Below are 17,968 nucleotides of genomic sequence, written 5' to 3' on the forward strand. Positions count from 1 at the left end.
CGTAGATGAACTGGCGGAATCGGGCCGCATCGATCGTTATCGTGGCGCAACCTTCGGCCGGGGAACGAGGCCGGCCGCGGTCGGCCTTCCGATGACCTGGCATGGGGGAGCCGAGTCGGGCAGTTCGGGAGGGCCGGCCGCGGCCGGGGTTCAGGGGTTCTCCTACGGTGTCAGACCGCCTCCGCGGTCTCGGGCAGCTCGATGGCGAGCTGGTCGGTGAGGTGGACGACCTCGGCGAGATCACCGAAATCGCGTACGGCCGTGTCGACCGTCTTTCGAATACGAGTGTTGACCCGCTCGGAGCGCACCTTCTTGGCGATCTGCATGGCCTCGGCGGCCAGCACCGTGCTCTGCTCGGGCTCGCGCCGCAGCAGGTGCACGGTGGCCATGCCGATCAGGTTCAGTGCGTACGACCGCTGGTGTTCGTCGTCCTTGGCGAAGAGCTCGACGGCCCGCTGCATCAGGGGCTCGGCCAGGGAGGCGTAGGTGGGGCTGCGTCCGGCGACGTAGGCGAGGTCGCGGTAGGAGTGGGAGTTCTCGCCGTAGAGCTCGGCCTCGGAGAAGAAGCGGATCCAGTCGGGGTCGGGCTCGTCCCACTCGTCGGCCTCACCGAAGGTGTCCTCGGCCATCCGGACCGCCCGCTTGCACTTGCCGGGCTGGCCCATGTTGGCGTAGGCGCGGGCCTCCATCGCATACAGCATCGACTGGGTGCGCGGGCTCGCGCAGTCGCGGCTGCCGTACTGCGCGAGGTGGATCAGCTCCAGCGCGTCCTCGGGCCGCCCGAGGTGGATCATCTGGCGGCTCATGCTGGAGAGGATGTACGAGCCGAGCGGCTTGTCACCGGCTTCCTTGGCCGCGTGCAGGGCGAGGACGAAGTACTTCTGCGCGGTGGGCTGGAGCCCCACGTCGTACGACATCCAGCCGGCCAGTTCGGCGAGTTCGGCGGCGACCTTGAACAGCTTGCGGGTGGTGGCCTCGGGCTGGGGCTCCTGGAGGAGGTCGGTCACCTCGTGCAGCTGGCCGACGACCGCCTTGCGGCGCAGACCGCCGCCGCACTGGGCGTCCCACTGGCGGAACATCGCCGTCGTCGATTCGAGGAGGTCCAGCTCGGGCCTGGAGAGCCGGCCGCGGCGGGCCGAGGACGGCGCCGGCTCGGGTTCGTGCCGCGCGGCGGAGGGCGCCGGCACCAGCCAGCGCTGCATGGGCTCGATGAGGGACGGGCCCGCGGACAGGACCAGCGAGGTTCCGAGGAAGCCGCGCCGCGCCAGCATCAGGTCGCTGCGCGAGAACTCGCTGAGCAGGGCCACCGTCTGCGGACCCGTCCAGGGCAGGTCGACCCCGGTCGCGGAGGGTGACTGGCGGGCGGCGCGCAGTCCGAGATCCTCCACGGAGACGACACAGCCGAACCGCTCCGAGAACAGCTCGGACAGGATCCTGGGGATGGGTTCGCGGGGGTTCTCACCGTCCAGCCAGCGGCGTACGCGCGAGGTGTCGGTGGAGATGTGGTTGGCCCCCAGCTGGCGGGCCCGCCGGTTCACCTGCCGGGCCAGCTCGCCCTTGGACCAGCCGCTGCGCACGAACCACGAGGTGAGCAGCTCGTTGGGGCGCTTGTCCGTGTTGCCGGCATTCGTCGCGCTCGATCCGCCACCGCCGTTGCCGCTCACTGGAACGCCCCCATCCCTGAGACCACTTGTCACTGAGTGCGCCAAGCCTTATCAGAATGCCGGTAAATACGGCCGCCCGTCCGGCAGTTGTCACCCTTCGAACGGGAACCCGACTTGCCTCCGGCATACCCACGCGTGCATGTGCCCCCAGGACTCGTGCACTCAAAGTAATCCTACGATCACTGGTCCAGCCATGGCGATCCCGGAAACGCCACCATTCGCCACCCCTTCGAATGAACTCACGGTCGTCTCCACACGATTCACTTGACATAGGCCGACCGGGAGTGGGCGGAGCGATGCACTCAGGGGCGCGCGCATCCGAGCGCACCACCCTGTACGCCTCCGAGCGCTACGTGTTCACCGGGTCGGCGACGGAGAGTCACAGTTCGCGTTCGTCACGTAACCACCGGCGCGCCGGACACGTTGGAGGGGGCATGGGCTTCACGATCGGCGGCATTCGGGAGATCCGCTCCGGTTCACGTCGGCGCGGTCGCTCGTCGGAGTGCACCGCGGTCGCCGAGTTCACCGGGCTCTGGGGCTGGGACGTCGTCCCGGGCGCACGGGCCGCGGCGGGCGACTGCTCGTGCGGGCGGGCCGACTGCGCCGCCCCCGGCGCGCATCCCCTCGACTTCGCGCCCCCCGTCCCGGCGGGCGCCACCCTCGACGAGGTCACCAGGGCCTGGGCCGAGTTCCCCGGCGCCGCGGTGATGCTGCCGGTCGGCCGGGCGTTCGACGTGATCGAGGTGGCCGAGCCCGCCGGGCGCCGCGCCCTGGTCCGGCTCGAACGCATGGGCCTCCCGCTCGGCCCGGTGACCGCCACACCCGACGGCCGCGCCCACTTCTTCGTCGCCCCCGGCGCCGCCGCCGAACTCCCCGAGCTGCTCTACCGCATGGGCTGGGACGACCCGACCTCCCTCGACCTGCACGGCCTCGGTCCCGGCAGCCACATCACCGCACCCCCGTCCGACCGCGCCGGCCTGGGCCCCGCCCGCTGGCTCCGCCCCCCGTCCCTGGACACGGCGACCAAGCCTCCGGCGGCGAGGCTGCTGCTGGGGACGCTGGCGTACGTGGCGCATCGGTCGCGGGCGTAGGTCCTACGGGGCCGGACACAGCACCGGCACACACAGCAGAGGCGTACACAGCGAAGCGCCCGCTCCAACTGCACCTTGGGGCGGGCGCTTCTTCGCGTATACGGACGGTCAGTCGCCGATGAGCGCATCCACGAACGCCTCCGGCTCGAACGGCGCCAGGTCGTCGGCGCCCTCCCCCAGACCCACCAGCTTGACCGGTACGCCGAGTTCGCGCTGCACCGCGATCACGATGCCGCCCTTCGCCGTGCCGTCGAGCTTGGTGAGCACGATGCCGGTGATGGAGACGACCTCGGCGAACACGCGGGCCTGCACCAGGCCGTTCTGCCCGGTGGTGGCGTCGAGCACGAGCAGCACCTCGTCGAGCGGAGCTTGCTTCTCCACCACGCGCTTGACCTTGCCGAGCTCGTCCATGAGACCGGTCTTGGTGTGCAGGCGGCCCGCGGTGTCGATGAGCACGACGTCGGCTCCGGTCTCCTTGCCCTCCTTGACCGCGTCGAACGCGACGGAGGCCGGGTCGCCGCCCTCCGGTCCGCGCACGGTGTGGGCGCCGACCCGGTCGCCCCAGGTCTGGAGCTGGTCGGCGGCGGCGGCACGGAAGGTGTCGGCGGCGCCCAGGACCACGCTGCGGCCGTCGGCCACCAGGACGCGGGCGAGCTTGCCGGTGGTGGTGGTCTTGCCGGTGCCGTTGACACCGACGACCATCACGATGCCGGGCTTGGAGGTCTCCGGCTCGGTCCGCACGGTGCGGTCGAAGCCGGTGCCGACCAGCTTGAGCAGCTCTTCGCGGAGCAGCCCGCGCAGCTCGTCGGGGGTACGGGTACCGAGCACCTTCACGCGCTCGCGCAGGCCCTCGACCAGTTCCTGGGTGGGGGTCACGCCGACGTCGGCGGTGAGGAGGATGTCCTCGATCTCCTCCCAGGTGTCCTCGTCGAGATGCTCGCGCGACAGGAGCGTGAGCAGCCCCTTGCCGAGCGCGTTCTGTGAGCGGGAGAGGCGGGCGCGGAGGCGGACGAGACGTCCGGCCGTCGGCTCCGGGACCTCGATCTCGGGGACTTCGAGCGAGGGTGGCTCCTCGACGACGACCGGTGCGGAGCCGTCCGGAAGATCCACCTCCTCTATCGTCCGGCGCGGTTCTTCGCGGGGCGTCTCGGCCTCGTCGCCGACATGCGGCTCGGCCGGAGGGGCGGTGATGTCGGGCGCGGCGGGCGGCGGCGGGGGCAGCGACTTCTTGCGCCGGCTGCCGACGACCAGCCCGCCGAGCGCACCGAGCACGACCACGGCGATGACTACAGCAAGGATGACGATTTCCATAACAGGTCCAGTATGGCGTGACCCCCCTCTCGCGCCTTCGTTACATGCGCGTGGGCTTGCGGTCCCACCGGGTCGGGCTGGCCCGCGGTCCGACTTCGTGTCGGCCGGAAGCTCCTCAGGAGCGGAGTCACAACCCGTCCAGTATCGGAACGGGTCGGGTGCGCACTGAAGCGTCACCCAGGGCGTGTCGTGGTCCATGCAGTGGGCTGCGACACGCCCTCGCTCCTTCGCGGCACGCTCATCCCCATGGCGATCTGACGCCTCGTCAGCTAACGTCCCCGCACCGGAACCCCATCCGCCCGGCAAAGGGGGCACCCATGCCCGTCACGGTCGTCCGTTTCAACCTCGTCGAACCCGGCGCGACCTCCGCCTCCCTGAGCGCCCGCTACCGGGCCGCCCTGGAGATGGCCGCGTACGCCGACGCCCGTGGGATCACCACCGTGCAGACCGAGGAGCACCACGGCGTCGCGAACAACTGGCTGCCCTCGCCGTTCGCCTTCGCGGGCGCGGTCTTCGGGGCCACGCGCCGGATCGCGGTCACGGTCTCGGCGGTCATCGGCCCGCTGCACGACCCGCTGCGCCTGGCCGAGGACATCGCCGTACTGGATCTGCTGAGCGGCGGCCGGCTGGTCACGGTCGCCGGGATCGGCTACCGGCCCGAGGAGTACGCGCTCTTCGACGTGGAGTGGAAGCGGCGCGGGAGGATCCAGGACGAGGTCCTGGAGACGCTGCTCAAGGCCTGGTCCGGCGAGGAGTTCACGTACCGGGGCCGTACGGTACGGGTCACCCCGCGCCCGTACACCGACCCGCACCCCCTCCTCCTGGTCGGCGGCTCGTCCCGGGCCGCCGCCCGCCGGGCCGCCCGGCTCGGTCTGCCCTTCTTCCCCAGCGCGCACCTGCCCGAGCTGGAGGCGTACTACAAGGAGCGGCTCGTGGAGTACGGCACCGAGGGCTGGACCATGATGCCCGCCGCCGAGACGCCGTTGCTGCACATCGCCGAGGACCCGGACGAGGCGTGGGAGCGGCACGGGGAGCACTTCCTGCACGAGGCCCGCACATACGCCTCCTGGCAGTCCGGTGACATCCGCTCCGCGGTGCGGTCGGCGGCCACGACGGTCGACGAACTGCGCGCGGAGGGCGTGTACCGGATCCTGACTCCCGGGGAGTGTGTGGAGCTCGGCCTGGACAACCTCGTGCTGCATCCGCTGGCGGGCGGGATGCCGCTGGAGGAGGGGTGGCGGAGTCTGCGGTTGTTCGCGGAGCGGGTGGTGCCGGAGCTGGGCGGCTGACCTGCCCGCCGCGGTCGGCCCCCACGCACCGTCGCCCCCGGTCCGGGCAGTGGCCGGACCGGGGGCGACGGCGGGTGACGAGGGGAGGGGCGGCGGGGTTGAAGGCCCTTCCCCCCGAGTTCGTGCGGGCGCTCAGCCCATCTCCTCCAGCGTCTTGCCCTTCGTCTCCTTGACGTACTTGAGGACGAACGGGATGGAGAGCGCGGCGAAGACCGTGTAGATCACGTAGGTGGCGGAGAGGTTCCAGTCGGCCAACGACGGGAAGCTCGCGGTGATGGCCCAGTTGGCGATCCACTGCGCGGAGGCGGCCACGCCCAGGGCGGCGGCACGGATCCGGTTGGGGAACATCTCGCCCAGGAAGACCCACACGACCACGCCCCAGGACAGGGCGAAGAAGAGCACGAACACGTGGGCGGCGATCAGGGCGATCCAGCCCTGGGTGGCGGGCAGCTTGCCGTCGACGAGGTGGTGGGAGAAGGCCCAGGCCTCCAGCGCCAGGCCGATCACCATGCCGACGGAGCCGATCAGGGCCAGCGGCCGGCGGCCGATCCGGTCCACGAAGATCATGGCGATCACGGTGCCGAGGATGTTGATGATCGACGTGGTGAAGGAGTAGAAGAACGAGTCCGTCGGGTCCACGCCGACCGACTGCCACAGCGTCGAGGAGTAGTAGAAGGCGACGTTGATGCCGACGAACTGCTGGAAGACCGACAGGCCGATACCGACCCAGACGATCGGCTTGAAGAAGAAGGAGCCGCCGAGCAGGTCCTTGAAGGTCGACTTGTGCTCGCTGCGCATGCCGTGCTCGATCTCGGCCACCCGCGCGTCCAGGTCGATCTTGTCGCCCTCGACCTCGGCGAGGATGGTGCGGGCCCGCTCGTGCTTGCCGACGGAGATCAGAAAGCGCGGGGACTCGGGGATGGCGAAGGACAGCAGGCCGTACAGGACGGCCGGGACCACCATCACACCCAGCATGACCTGCCAGGCCTCCAGGCCCATCAGCTTGCCCCGCTGGTCCCCGCCGGCGGCGTTCAGCAGCCCCCAGTTGACCAGCTGGGAGACGGCGATGCCGATGACGATGGCGGCCTGCTGGAAGGAGCCCAGGCGGCCGCGGTAGGCGGGCGGGGCGACCTCGGCGATGTAGGCCGGGCCGATCACGGACGCCATGCCGATCGCGAAGCCGCCGACGATCCGCCAGAACGCCAGGTCGTACAGCGCGAAGGGCAGCGCCGAGCCGACCGCGCTGACGGTGAAGAGGACCGCGGAGATCTGCATGCAGCGGATCCGGCCGATCCGGTCGGCGATCCGGCCCGCGGTCGCCGCGCCGATCGCACAGCCGATCAGGGCGATGGCGATGACCTGCGCCAGCGCCGCCGGCCCGATGTCGTAGCGGTCCCGGATGGCCTCGACGGCCCCGTTGATCACGGAGCTGTCGTAGCCGAAGAGGAACCCGCCCATCGCGGCCGCCGCCGCGATGAAGATGACGTGCCCGAGATGATCGGGATGAGCCGGAACGGCCCCTGACTTCGATGCCTGCGCTGTGCTGGTCACGTGTACTCCTCGGCTCCGGCAACGCTGCCGGACGGTTCAGCCCCTCCAGATACGTGCTACCTGAAGGTAAAAGCAACGTTGCCGAGACTATGCCTTCAAGTTTCGAAGTCAAGGGGCAGAACGGTGTGAGTTTTGAGACGCTGCAAGACCACTTGCGTTCACTTCTTGAAGATAGGCAGGTGTCACCGCAGGCGCAGTGTCACCGCAGGCGCTGCGAGATGACCTTCGACACGCCGTCACCCTGCATGGAGACGCCGTAGAGCGCGTCGGCGACCTCCATCGTGCGCTTCTGGTGCGTGATCACGATCAGCTGGGAGGCCTCCTGGAGCTCCTGCATGATCCGGATCAGCCGCTGGAGGTTGGTGTCGTCGAGCGCCGCCTCGACCTCGTCCATGACGTAGAACGGGCTGGGCCGCGCCTTGAAGATCGACACCAGCAGGGCCACCGCGGTCAGTGAACGCTCGCCGCCGGAGAGCAGGGACAGCCGCTTGACCTTCTTGCCCGGCGGCCGGGCCTCGACGTCCACGCCCGTGGTGAGCATGTTGTCGGGATCGGTCAGGATCAGCCGCCCGTCGCCGCCCGGGAACAGCCGGCTGAACACGCCCTCGAACTCACGGGCGGTGTCCCGGTAGGCCTCGGTGAAGACCTGCTCGACGCGCTCGTCGACCTCCTTGACGACCTGGAGGAGGTCGGCCCGGGTCTTCTTCAGGTCCTCCAGCTGCTCACTGAGGAACTTGTGGCGTTCCTCCAGCGCGGCGAACTCCTCCAGGGCCAGCGGGTTGACCTTGCCGAGCTGCTGGTAGGCACGTTCGGCGGACCTGAGCCGCTTCTCCTGCTCGGCCCGGTGGAACGGCTTCGGCTGGTTGCGCGGGTGCTCGGGATCCTCCGGCAGCTCCTCGCCCTCGGCGGCGAGCGAGGGCGGCACCGGCTGGTGCGGGCCGTACTCGGCCACGAGCCCCGCCGGTTCGACACCGAGCTCCTCCAGCGCCTTGGTCTCCAGCTGCTCGATCCGCAGCCGCTTCTCGGCGCCGAGTACCTCGCCCCGGTGGACCGAATCCGTCAACTTGTCGAGTTCCGCCTTGAGATCGCGGCCCGTGTTCCGGGCCACGGTCAACTCCTGTTCCCTTCGGGCCTTGGCGGCCTCGGCGGCGGTCCGCTCCGCGTCCGCCCGCCCGAGCGACACCTCCACGTGCGCGAGGAGCTGCCGGGCGCCGGACGCCACGGCCTCCGCGACCGCGGCCTCGTGCCTCAGACGGGCCCGCCGCCGCTCGGCACGCGCGCGTGCCTCCCGCTCCGCTCGGGCGGCCCGGTCGAGGGAGTCGGCACGGCCGGCCAGTCCCTTGACCCGCTCCTCGTGTGTACGGACCTGGAGGCGGGCCTCCATCTCGGTCTGGCGGGCGTTGGCCCCGTCGGCGGCGAGGCGGTCCCGCACCGAGGTGTCGGGCTCCTCCTCGACCGGCATCTCCTCGGCGACGGCCAGCCGTTCGGCGAGTTCCTCGACCTCTTCGAGCGCCTTCTCCAGCGCCTCCTGCGCCCGCGCGGCCGCCGCGGTGGAGCGCTCGGCCTCACCCGCGGCACCCCGCGCCTGCCCGGACAACCGCCCCAACTGCTGCGATACGGCCGACTTCTCCCGGTCGGCGGCCCGGCGCCGCTCCCCCAGCTCCTCGACCAGCGCGGCGGATTCCTTGCGGCGTTCCGCGGCGGCCTGCTGCGCCTCGGCGAGTTCGTCGCAGCGGACGGCCAGCTCTTCGAGCTCGGCGGCTGCCTCGTCGACGGAGGCCTGTACTTCGAGGAGGCTGGGGGCGCCCGCGGAGCCGCCGTGGGCGAAGTGGGCGCCGAGGAGGTCGCCTTCGGCGGTGACGGCGGTGAGGTGGGGGTTGGCGTAGACGAGGTCCTCGGCGTCTTCGAGGGTGCCGACGATCACGATGCCGTGGAGGAGGCGGCGGACGGCCGGCATCAGGTCCGAGGGTGCGCGGACCAGATCTGCAGCGTGCTGATGTGTGGCGTCCGCGGGTTCGTCGTGGCTGGTCGCGCCGTTCCCCGTGTCCCTGTGGGGCGCGTCTTCCTGGCCGCCGGCCAAGAGGAGTGACGCTCGGCCCGCGTCCTGCTTCCGCAGCAGTCTGATCGCGTCCGCCGCGGCCGACGGCGAGGTCACCGCGAGCGCGTCCGCCGCCGCGCCGAAGGCCGCCGCGAGGGCGACCTCGTGGCCCGGGGTCACGGTCAGCAGTTCCGCCGCCGGGCCCAGCAGTCCGGTGAGACGATCCTTCGCTCCCAGCAGCGCGCCCGTGCCGTCCTTGCGGCGCAGGCCCAGGGCCAGGGTCTCGTGGCGGGCCTGGGTGGCGGCCCGCTTGCGTTCGGTCGCCGTGGCCGCCTCGCGGGCGGCGCCGAGCGCGGCCTCCGCCTCGGCCAGCGCCGCTTTCGCCGCGTCGTGCCGGGCGCCCAGCTCGGCGTCGCCCGCGTCCAGGCCGTCGACCTCGGCCTTGAGGGCCTCGTACTCCTCCTGCGCGGCGACGGCACGTTCCTGCGCCTCGTCGCGGGCGGCGGCGAGGCGGTCGATCTCGGCCTGGGCGGAGGTGGCACGCGAACGCGCCGCGTTGACCTGGCCGTTCAGCCGGGCGAGGCCCTCGCGGCGGTCGGCGATGGCGCGGGCGACGTCCTTCAGGCGCCGTTCTTCCCCAGTGAGCTCGCGTTCCAGATCGGCGCGGTGGGCGACCGTGTCCTCCAGGGCCCGCTCGGCCGCTTCCAGGGCGGCTTCGAGCTCGGCCTCCTGCTCACGGATCCGGGCGGCCTCGCGCTCCATGTCCTCGGGGTCACGGCCGCGCCGTTCCTCCGGGGGCGCCGAGGTGGCGCTCTTCACGCGCGCGTCGGCCAGCGAGATGGTGCCGCGCACCCGCTCGGCCAGCTGGGACAGCTCGTACCAGGTCTGCTGGGCGCGCTGGAGGCGCGGACTGAGCTGCCGGACCTCGTCCTCCAGGAGCGCCTCCCGCTGGAGCGCCTTCCTCAGCTCCAGCTCGGCGGCCTCCTTGCGCTCCTTCAGCGCGGCCTCGTCGGCGACCTCGGCCTTCAGCGCCTGGCGCAGTCGTACGAGATCGTCGGCGAGCAGGCGCAGCCGGGCGTCGCGCAGGTCGGCCTGGATGACGGCGGCCCGGCGCGCGACCGCGGCCTGGCGGCCGAGCGGCTTGAGCTGTCTGCGCAGTTCGTCGGTGAGGTCCTGCACGCGCGCGAGGTTGGCCTGCATCGCGTCCAGTTTCCGGAGCGCCTTCTCCTTGCGCTTGCGGTGCTTGAGGACGCCGGCCGCCTCCTCGATGAACGCGCGGCGGCCCATGGGGTCGGCGTGCAGGACGGAGTCGAGCTGGCCCTGGCCGACGATGACGTGCATCTCGCGGCCGATGCCGGAGTCGGACAGCAGTTCCTGGATGTCGAGGAGACGGCAGGTGTCGCCGTTGATCTGGTACTCGCTGCCGCCGTTGCGGAACATGATCCGCGTGATGGTGACCTCGGCGTACTCGATGGGCAGCGCACCGTCGGAGTTGTCGATGGTCAGGGACACCTCGGCGCGGCCCAGCGGGGGGCGGCCGGTGGTGCCGGCGAAGATGACGTCCTCCATCTTGCCGCCGCGCAGTGACTTGGCGCCCTGCTCGCCCATGACCCAGCTGAGCGCGTCCACCACATTGGACTTGCCCGAGCCGTTGGGTCCCACGACACACGTGATCCCCGGTTCGAACCGGAGCGTGGTCGCCGAGGCGAACGACTTGAACCCGCGGAGGGTCAGGGCCTTGAGGTGCACGCCGCTGGACTCTACCCAACGGGGATGTCTCACTCCACGAACACACGTCACGCTGCGGTTTCACACGTGAACATGCAGGGCACACCAAACGTTAAAGACAGTGAAAGGGTGCGGGGGCAAGCAAGAGGCAAGAAAGAAGGGACGCCGAAGCGTCCCTTGCAAACTCTGACAACTTAGCGGTTGATACAGGCCGCCCAACCACTGCGTGTGCTGTTGTGGAGCGATGCAGTGATCAGGTGAGCGCAGGCTCCGCCTGGTGTGCGTCGATGCTCTCCATGATCCTGTCGTGAGAAGCGGCAGCCGCAAGCGCCTCGTTCTCCGCCTGGATCCGTACGAGCTCGGATTCCAGGTCCTGGACGCGCTGCTGGAGCCGTCGCATCTCGGCGAGGAGTCGAGGGTCGGAGCCGCCGACGTAACCGAGAAGCGCCTTTGCCATGATGGATGGTCCTCCACACTGAGTGACCGACCGAAGCGGTGTGGGTCGTGAGGGATTCGCACCCGCGGTGCTTGACACTCTTGAGTTCGTGCTGCCGTTCATCCATGCCAAACAGCTAAGGTGCGCGGGGTGCTTTCAGCGTCTCACCAAAAAGTTTGACGGTCAACACGATCACGCCCCGTATTGGCGGGCAACCCGGGTCTGCGCGGCCTGAACCGGCGGCGACGCGACTCCTGCGGGGCCCTCGGGGCGTGGCGATCATCCTTACGTGCGGAGCCTGCCACGGCAAGCGATTCTTGGCAACCACCAGGGCCTTTCTGCTTCGGGCATATGCCGGCGTCAGGTCCCTCCGCTTCCGCCTGGGCTGTTTTACAGAACCGGCTCAACGGATGGCGAAACCGTCGTACCCTCCCCGGGGTGTGTCCCAGATCTCGGTGACGCCGTCCACGCGCCCGGGCGTGTCGTCACTCTGGAGCCAGTCGAGGAGCCCCTGACAGCCCGCGGGGGCCCCTTCGGCAACCACCTGGACCCGGCCGTCGGCCAAATTGAGAGCAAAACCACTCAGGCCGCCGATCTCCAGGGCCTTGGCCCGCGTGAACCAGCGGAAACCCACACCCTGGACATGTCCTCGCACCCAGGCGACCAGTCGCACATCCTCGCTCATGAGTGCAACCTAATGGGCCAAAGTCTCTCTGGGCACTTCCTCCTCTGGCGCCATGCGGTACCGTCCTCCACCAATGAATCTCATACGAAACTCACTCGATCGTGTGAGTTTTGTGAGCTTGGTTGGCCGGGGGGACGCGTCGACCGCCAGGATGAGGAAGGCAAGGACATGGGACGCCACCGACGCTCCGCCGCCGGCCGCGCCGCCACGGGCCGCGCCACGGGGGTCACACAGACGCAGGGCTCGTACGCGGCCGGTCGCACCACGACCGGCATCGCGCCCTACCTGAACAACGGGACGTACGACGACGTCGGCCCGCACACCGGGACGACCGCGTCCGCCGACACCATCGCCGATGCGGAGGCCACCGCGTACGAGGAGGCCAACGCCAGGAGCGACGCCTACCTCTTCGCCTCGGAGGAGGAGTACGCGATCTTCCGCGGCGAGAGCTACACGCCCGACGGCGGACCCCGGCGCTCCGGCTCGCACCGCCGCCGCAAGCGGCCGGCACCGGTGAAGACCGGGCTGCTCGGCGTCTCCGCCGCGGTCGCCCTCGGCACGGTCGCCGTCGCCACCGGCGCGGTGCCCGGCCTGGAGAACTACAAGCTCGGCGGCGGCAACAGCAACAGCGCCGACCAGGTGCAGGCGACGGGCGCGCCGACCAACACCCCGATCGAGCAGGGCGGCACCTCCGGCAGCGCCGAGGACCGCGAGACCGGCGGATCGACCAGCCGGGACGCCGAACGCTCCGCCTCGCCCACGCCCTCCCCCTCCGCGCCGACGGCGACGCCGACCGAGACGCCGTCGAAGAAGCCCAAGGAGAACCAGGGCAAGAAGCCGGTGACGCCGCCGTCCAAGGCGGCCACGAAGGCGCCCGAGAAGACCACCGAGCCGGTCACGGTGTCCGCGGAGGCCCAGGCCTCGGCGGAGGTCCTCAAGCTCGTCAACCAGGAGCGGGCCAAGGTGGGCTGCAACCCGGTGGCCGCCAACAGCGCGCTGTCCGAGCTGGCCGAGGCCTTCAGTGACGACATGGCCGCGCGGGGCTTCTTCGACCACACCGACCCCGACGGGGCGAGCCCCTGGGACCGGGCGGCGAAGGCCGGGATCACCGACCTCGGCGGCGAGAACATCGCCCGGGGGCAGGCCGACGCCGCCGCGGTGATGGACGCCTGGATGAACAGCCCCGGCCACAAGGCCAACATCCTGAACTGCGACTTCAAGACGCTGGGCGTGGGCGTGCACTTCGGGTCGGGCGGCCCGTGGTGGACGCAGGACTTCGGGTATTAGAACGCCGTTCCCACAGGGGCGGACCGCACCGGCGGCTCGCCCCTGTGTGCTGTCGGCCCACCCACCACACCACTAACCACTAGTTAGCGCCCCCTTCTGGTAAGCGCTGTCTTCGCGTACTCTGGAGTCATGAGCACCACTCACGAGCAGACGGAGGAGCAGGACCTCGCGTACAGCGTGTTCGCCAGGGCCTGTGTCTCCCGGGGCACCCTGGAGCACGTCACCGGACGCTGGGGCGGTCTCACCCTGGGCGCCCTGCACGAGGGCTCGATGCGTTTCAACGAGCTGCGCCGCCGCGTGGACGGCGTGAGCGAGAAGATGCTGTCCCAGACGCTGCACGCCCTGGAGCGCGACGGCCTGGTCCACCGTGAGGCCCAGCCCACCAACCCGCCCCGCGTGGACTACGAACTGACCCCGCTCGGCCGCGAGGTCGCCGATCGGCTGATGACCCTCATCCGCTTCGTGGAGGGGCGGATGGACGACGTCATGGCGGCCCGCGAGCGCTACGACGCCAGTCGCGGCGCCCGCTGACAGCGTGGGCAGAAGTAGCTGGACCGGTTCATCCACGCCCGCCTGAGCATCGGTGTGGCGCACCGCTTGCACGGCAGGCCCTCACGCCCGTACGCGTCCAGCGACCGGTCGAAGTACCCCGACTCGCCGTTGACGTTGACGTACAGGCTGTCGAAGCTCGTGCCGCCGACCGCCAGCGCCTCGTTCATCACGTCCCGGACGTGGCCCAGGAGTTCGGCGGTGCGGGGGCGGGTGAAGTTCGCCGTGGGGCGCTCGTAGTGGATACGGGCGCGCCACAGTGCCTCGTCCGCGTAGATGTTGCCGACCCCGCTGATCAACGACTGGTCGAGCAGGGCCCGTTTGATGGTGCTGCGCTTGCGGCGCAGCGCCTGGTGGAAGGCCTCGTCGTCGAAGAGCGGGTCGAGGGGATCCCGGGCGATGTGCGCGATGACGTCGGGCAGGCCGTCCGGGGAGGTGTCGTGCAACGACAGGCCGCCGAAGGTGCGTTGGTCGACGAAGCGGAGTTCGGTGTCCACCTCGTCCGCGAAGCGCACCCGGATCCTGAGGTGCTTCTCGTCCGGGGCACCGTGCGGCTGGACCAGCAGCTGCCCGCTCATGCCGAGGTGCGCCAGGACCGCCTGGTGCGTGTCCTCCAGCGGCAGCCACAGATACTTGCCGCGGCGGCTGGGCGTGCCGATGCGGTGGCCCTTGAGGCGGTGCGCGAAGTCGTCGGCGCCGGCGAGATGGCGGCGCACCGCGCGCGGGTGCAGCACCTCGGCCTCGGCGACCGTCCGATGGGCGACCCACCGCGCGAGGCCCCGCCGTACGACCTCGACCTCGGGCAACTCGGGCATGGGGCTCCCCCGTCACATTCGGTGTATGAGTCGAGCGCCCGCCCTCGGTGAAGGGGGCGGGCGCTCGGGTCGCGCTTGATCGGTCAGGCGGAGACGGACGACGGACCTTCGCCGTCCTGGGCGGCCCGCTCGGCCGCCTCCTTGGCTCGCTCGTCCGCCGCGGCCCGGATGGACCGCCATGCGGACTCGGCGGCCTGCTGCTCCGCCTCCTTCTTGCTGCGGCCGGTGCCGGTGCCGTACGAGACGCCTCCGACGCGGGCGGCAGCAGTGAAGGTCTTCTCGTGGTCGGGGCCGGTCTCCGTGACCAGGTACTCGGGGACACCGAGCCCCTCGGTCGCGGTGAGCTCCTGGAGACTGGTCTTCCAGTCCAGGCCGGCTCCGAGGTTCGAGGACTTCTCGATCAGTGGGTCGAACAGGCGGTGCACCAGCTCCGCCGCCGAGTCCAGCCCCTGGTCGAGATAGACCGCGCCGATCACCGCTTCCAGGGTGTCGGCGAGGATGGATGCCTTGTCCCGGCCACCCGTACCCTCTTCACCGCGGCCGAGCCGGATGAAGGAGCCGAGGTCGAGCCCGCGGCCCACCTCCGCCAGCGCACGAGAATTGACCACCGCGGCCCGCAGCTTGGCCAGTTGGCCTTCGGGCAGGTCGGGGTGGGTGCGATACAGCGTGTCCGTGACCACCAGGCCGAGCACGGAGTCCCCGAGGAACTCCAGACGCTCGTTGGTGGGCAGGCCGCCGTTCTCGTACGCGAAGGAACGGTGGGTCAGCGCACGCACCAGAAGGGCGGACTCGACCTTGTAGCCGAGCCGCCCTTCCAACAGCGTGTGGGACGAGGCCGTGTTGTCCGCCGGGCCTACCGCGCCTGCGCGGGTGCCGTTCTTCTTTGGCGTGGACACAGTGCCTGTCACCAGCCGCTCAGACCTCGAGGACCTGGCGCTTGTTGTAGGTGCCGCAAGCCGGGCACGCGATGTGCTGCAGCTTGGGCTCGTGGCAGCGCTCGCACGCAACCAGGGTGGGGACCGCAGCCTTCCACTGCGACCGGCGGTGGCGCGTGTTGCTGCGCGACATCTTCCGCTTCGGAACAGCCACGGCTACTTCTCCTGCTTCTCGTCGACGCCCGGTTCGGCGCCGCTGATCTCGTCCTTCTCGCCTGGCTCGAGTGAACCGGCGAGTCCCTGCAGTGCCGCCCAACGGATGTCGACGGCGTCATGGTGGTGGTCCGGGTCGTCCGCGAGCCGTGCTCCGCACTCGGAGCACAGGCCGGGGCAGTCGTCCTGGCACACCGGCTGCATCGGCAGTGCGAGCACCACCGCATCACGCAGCACGGGTTCGAGGTCGAACAGACCGTCCTCGATGAAGAGCCTGTCCTCGTCCTCTGCGGATCCCTCGGCGTCGTCGGCCGGTTCCGCCTTGGGGCGGCCACGGTCGTCGGCCTCGGGGTACGAGAACATCTCCTGGAAGTCCGCGTCGAGCGTCAGCTCCAGCGGCTCCAGACACCTTACGCACTCCCCCTCGGCCTGTGCACGGGCGGTGCCTGTGACGAGCACACCTTCCATGACCGACTCGATCCGGAGTACGAGCTTCACCGGGGCGCCTTCCGGCACCCCGACGACTCCCTGGATCCCGAGATCCTTGGGGGCGTCGATCTCGCGGGTCAGGCGCTGCAGCGCACCAGGCCGCCGACCCAGCTCGTGCGTGTCGAACACGAGTGGGTTGCGGTGGTCGAGGCGGGCGTTCAGGGCCATTCCTGCTTTCGATCTGCTGAGCTCTGGGGCGCTGCCCTTCGGTGTTCCCGGGCAGCGTTGATCGCGGACGTACGCGCGACCGAAGAGCCAGGATACTGGACCTTTCGCTCACGGCCCAATCCGGTGTGCGCTCTCGGCCACCGGCACCGGTTCAGCTCGCCCCGCGCCCCTGCTCGTAGGCCCTGAGCTGCTCCGGGGTGATCATGCCGGTGTCGAAGAGGCTGGTCTCGTCGAGGGCGTACGCCTGCTGGGCGTGCGGCTGGGGGTTCTGGGCGTGGCTCTGGTCGTAGCCGGCCTGCTGTCCGCCGTCGTAGCCCTGGTAGGCGTACGGGTCGGCCTGCTGCTGGTAGCCGTAGGGGTCCTGCTGGGCCTGCTGGGCGTAGGCGGGCTGCTGGTAGCCGCCGCCGTAGGGGTCGGCCTGTTGCTGGTACTCGTACGGCTGCTGGGGAGCGTGCGGGTCGTACTGCTGGGGTACGGGCGCGGGCTGCTCGGCGGGGGCCGGGGCGCTCTGTGCCGCGTGGCCGGCCAGGTCGGCGAGGTAGTCGGCGTCGCTGGAGTGCTGGAGGGTGGAGGTGTCGTCGGCGAGGGCGCCGAGGTCGTCCGTGGCGATACGGCCGTGCAGCTTCTGGCGGCCGCGGCCGACGGCCTCCAGGGTCTTGGCGAGGACCGCCTCGAAGGCGCCGAGCTTGATGTCGACGTACTCATCGGCGGTGCGGCGCAGGGTGTCGGGGTCGTGGCTGCGCTCGGGGGCGTCCTCGTCCTCGTAGCCCTGCTCGTCGGTGCCGGGGCCGGTGCCGAGGAGCTTCTCCCGGCCACGGCCGACGGAGCCGAGGGTCTTGGTGAGGACGACCTCGAAGTTGGCGAGCTTGGAGTCGACGTAGTCGTCGGCCTCCGCGCGGATCTCCTCGGCCTCCTGGCGGGCCTCGGTGAGGATGCGGTCGGCCTCGGCCTGGGAGCGGCGGGCGACCTCGGTGTCGGAGATCAGGGAGCCGCGCTCGGCGTGCGCCTGCCCGATGATCCGCTCGGCCTCCTGGCGGGCCTGCTCGACCATCTGCTCACGGTCGCCGATCACCTCCTGGGCCTGCGCGAGGGAGCCGGGCAGGGCCTGGCGCACCTCTTCGAGCATCGCGAGCAGTTCGGCGCGGTTGACCACGCACGAGGCCGACATGGGCATCGACCGGGCGCCGGAGACCGAGGCGACGATCTCGTCGAGCTTCTTCTGCACGTCCACCTGTGCTCGCCACTCTCTACAGCTGTGTTGGAGACGGACGGGACGACTGTAGCCCCATCAGTCCCTGCGCAGGCGCGTGTTCAGGGCTTCGAGGACCAGCGGGGGAACCAGGTGGGAGACGTCTCCGCCCCAGGTCGCGACCTCCTTGACCAAGGAGGAGGAGAGGAAGCTGTAGGTGGGGTTGGTGGGGACGAAAAGGGTCTCCACGCCCGACAGGCCGTTGTTCATCTGGGCCATCTGGAGCTCGTAGTCGAAGTCGCTGACCGCGCGCAGCCCCTTGACGATGGCCGGGATGTCGCGTTCCTTGCAGAAGTCGACGAGGAGGCCGTGGAAGGCCTCGACCCGGACGTTCTCGTACTCGGCGGTGACCTGGCGGATCAGGTCGATCCGCTCGTCGATCTCGAACAGGCCCTTCTTTGACTTGTTGATCATCACCGCGACGTAGACCTCGTCGTACAGACGTGAGGCGCGGGAAATGATGTCGAGGTGTCCGTTGGTGATCGGGTCGAACGACCCGGGACAGACGGCGCGGCGCACTTGAGATCCCT

Annotated in this window: 16 protein-coding genes; 4 read left to right on the top strand and 12 right to left on the bottom strand. The window is 70.3% G+C overall.

Going from position 1 to position 17,968, the window contains the following annotated elements; genetic code table 11:
- Positions 1 to 170: 170 nt before the first annotated feature.
- The gene (gene nsdA, locus K4B79_RS38770) at positions 171 to 1,664 is read right to left on the bottom strand and encodes a transcriptional repressor NsdA (protein ID WP_232032127.1); all 1,494 of its coding nucleotides are present in this window, start codon (positions 1,662 to 1,664) and stop codon (positions 171 to 173) included.
- A 434-nt stretch (positions 1,665 to 2,098) separates the two neighbouring features.
- Between nsdA and K4B79_RS38775 the strand changes: the two genes are divergently transcribed.
- A complete protein-coding gene (locus tag K4B79_RS38775; RefSeq protein WP_232032128.1) occupies positions 2,099 to 2,755 on the top strand; it encodes a bifunctional DNA primase/polymerase in 657 nt (218 codons plus the stop codon).
- 108 nt (positions 2,756 to 2,863) lie between these two features.
- Here the strand turns inward: K4B79_RS38775 and ftsY are convergent, their stop codons facing one another.
- Positions 2,864 to 4,066 (bottom strand): signal recognition particle-docking protein FtsY, encoded by a 1,203-nt coding sequence (gene ftsY / locus K4B79_RS38780; protein ID WP_232032129.1) that lies wholly within the window; start codon positions 4,064 to 4,066, stop codon positions 2,864 to 2,866.
- Positions 4,067 to 4,383: 317 nt separating this feature from the next.
- Here ftsY and K4B79_RS38785 point away from each other — a divergent pair, with 317 nt between their 5' ends.
- Positions 4,384 to 5,355, top strand: a complete 972-nt coding sequence (locus K4B79_RS38785; protein ID WP_232032130.1) for an LLM class flavin-dependent oxidoreductase — start codon at positions 4,384 to 4,386, stop codon at positions 5,353 to 5,355.
- Positions 5,356 to 5,487: 132 nt separating this feature from the next.
- On the opposite strand, the gene K4B79_RS38790 is transcribed toward K4B79_RS38785, so the two are convergent.
- The 4 genes from K4B79_RS38790 to K4B79_RS38805 all read right to left on the bottom strand — a co-directional run bounded on the left by K4B79_RS38790 (position 5,488) and on the right by K4B79_RS38805 (position 11,793).
- Positions 5,488 to 6,906, bottom strand: a complete 1,419-nt coding sequence (locus K4B79_RS38790; RefSeq protein ID WP_232032131.1) for a sugar porter family MFS transporter — start codon at positions 6,904 to 6,906, stop codon at positions 5,488 to 5,490.
- A 199-nt stretch (positions 6,907 to 7,105) separates the two neighbouring features.
- Positions 7,106 to 10,693 (bottom strand): chromosome segregation protein SMC, encoded by a 3,588-nt coding sequence (smc, locus tag K4B79_RS38795; RefSeq protein WP_232032132.1) that lies wholly within the window; start codon positions 10,691 to 10,693, stop codon positions 7,106 to 7,108.
- A gap of 232 nt (positions 10,694 to 10,925) precedes the next feature.
- Positions 10,926 to 11,129 (bottom strand): hypothetical protein, encoded by a 204-nt coding sequence (locus K4B79_RS38800; protein WP_232032133.1) that lies wholly within the window; start codon positions 11,127 to 11,129, stop codon positions 10,926 to 10,928.
- A 382-nt stretch (positions 11,130 to 11,511) separates the two neighbouring features.
- On the bottom strand, positions 11,512 to 11,793 hold the full coding sequence (locus K4B79_RS38805) for an acylphosphatase (RefSeq protein WP_232032134.1): 282 nt from the start codon (positions 11,791 to 11,793) through the stop codon (positions 11,512 to 11,514).
- Positions 11,794 to 11,961: 168 nt separating this feature from the next.
- Here K4B79_RS38805 and K4B79_RS38810 point away from each other — a divergent pair, with 168 nt between their 5' ends.
- Complete coding sequence (locus K4B79_RS38810; RefSeq protein WP_232032135.1) at positions 11,962 to 13,080, top strand: CAP domain-containing protein; 1,119 nt, start codon at positions 11,962 to 11,964, stop codon at positions 13,078 to 13,080.
- A gap of 129 nt (positions 13,081 to 13,209) precedes the next feature.
- Positions 13,210 to 13,611 (top strand): winged helix-turn-helix transcriptional regulator, encoded by a 402-nt coding sequence (locus K4B79_RS38815; protein WP_232032136.1) that lies wholly within the window; start codon positions 13,210 to 13,212, stop codon positions 13,609 to 13,611.
- On the opposite strand, the gene mutM is transcribed toward K4B79_RS38815, so the two are convergent.
- The 6 genes from mutM to coaD all read right to left on the bottom strand — a co-directional run bounded on the left by mutM (position 13,584) and on the right by coaD (position 17,957).
- Positions 13,584 to 14,444, bottom strand: a complete 861-nt coding sequence (mutM, locus tag K4B79_RS38820; RefSeq protein WP_232032137.1) for a bifunctional DNA-formamidopyrimidine glycosylase/DNA-(apurinic or apyrimidinic site) lyase — start codon at positions 14,442 to 14,444, stop codon at positions 13,584 to 13,586. The genes K4B79_RS38815 and mutM overlap by 28 nt on opposite strands.
- An 83-nt stretch (positions 14,445 to 14,527) precedes the next feature.
- Positions 14,528 to 15,340 carry a ribonuclease III gene (rnc, locus tag K4B79_RS38825; RefSeq protein WP_232032138.1) on the bottom strand — a complete coding sequence of 271 codons (813 nt, stop codon included), beginning with the start codon at positions 15,338 to 15,340 and terminating at the stop codon, positions 14,528 to 14,530.
- A 19-nt stretch (positions 15,341 to 15,359) separates the two neighbouring features.
- Complete coding sequence (gene rpmF, locus K4B79_RS38830) at positions 15,360 to 15,533, bottom strand: 50S ribosomal protein L32 (protein ID WP_006139588.1); 174 nt, start codon at positions 15,531 to 15,533, stop codon at positions 15,360 to 15,362.
- 2 nt (positions 15,534 to 15,535) lie between these two features.
- Positions 15,536 to 16,189 (bottom strand): YceD family protein, encoded by a 654-nt coding sequence (locus tag K4B79_RS38835; RefSeq protein ID WP_232032139.1) that lies wholly within the window; start codon positions 16,187 to 16,189, stop codon positions 15,536 to 15,538.
- A gap of 151 nt (positions 16,190 to 16,340) precedes the next feature.
- A complete protein-coding gene (locus tag K4B79_RS38840; protein WP_232032140.1) occupies positions 16,341 to 17,420 on the bottom strand; it encodes an ATP synthase F0 subunit B in 1,080 nt (359 codons plus the stop codon).
- Between the two features lie 57 nt (positions 17,421 to 17,477).
- Positions 17,478 to 17,957, bottom strand: coding sequence for a pantetheine-phosphate adenylyltransferase (gene coaD / locus K4B79_RS38845; protein WP_232032172.1), 480 nt, complete (start codon positions 17,955 to 17,957; stop codon positions 17,478 to 17,480).
- Positions 17,958 to 17,968: the final 11 nt, after the last annotated feature.

The sequence above is a fragment of the Streptomyces lincolnensis genome (assembly GCF_021173675.1).
In the GTDB taxonomy this organism is placed as follows: domain Bacteria; phylum Actinomycetota; class Actinomycetes; order Streptomycetales; family Streptomycetaceae; genus Streptomyces; species Streptomyces lincolnensis_B.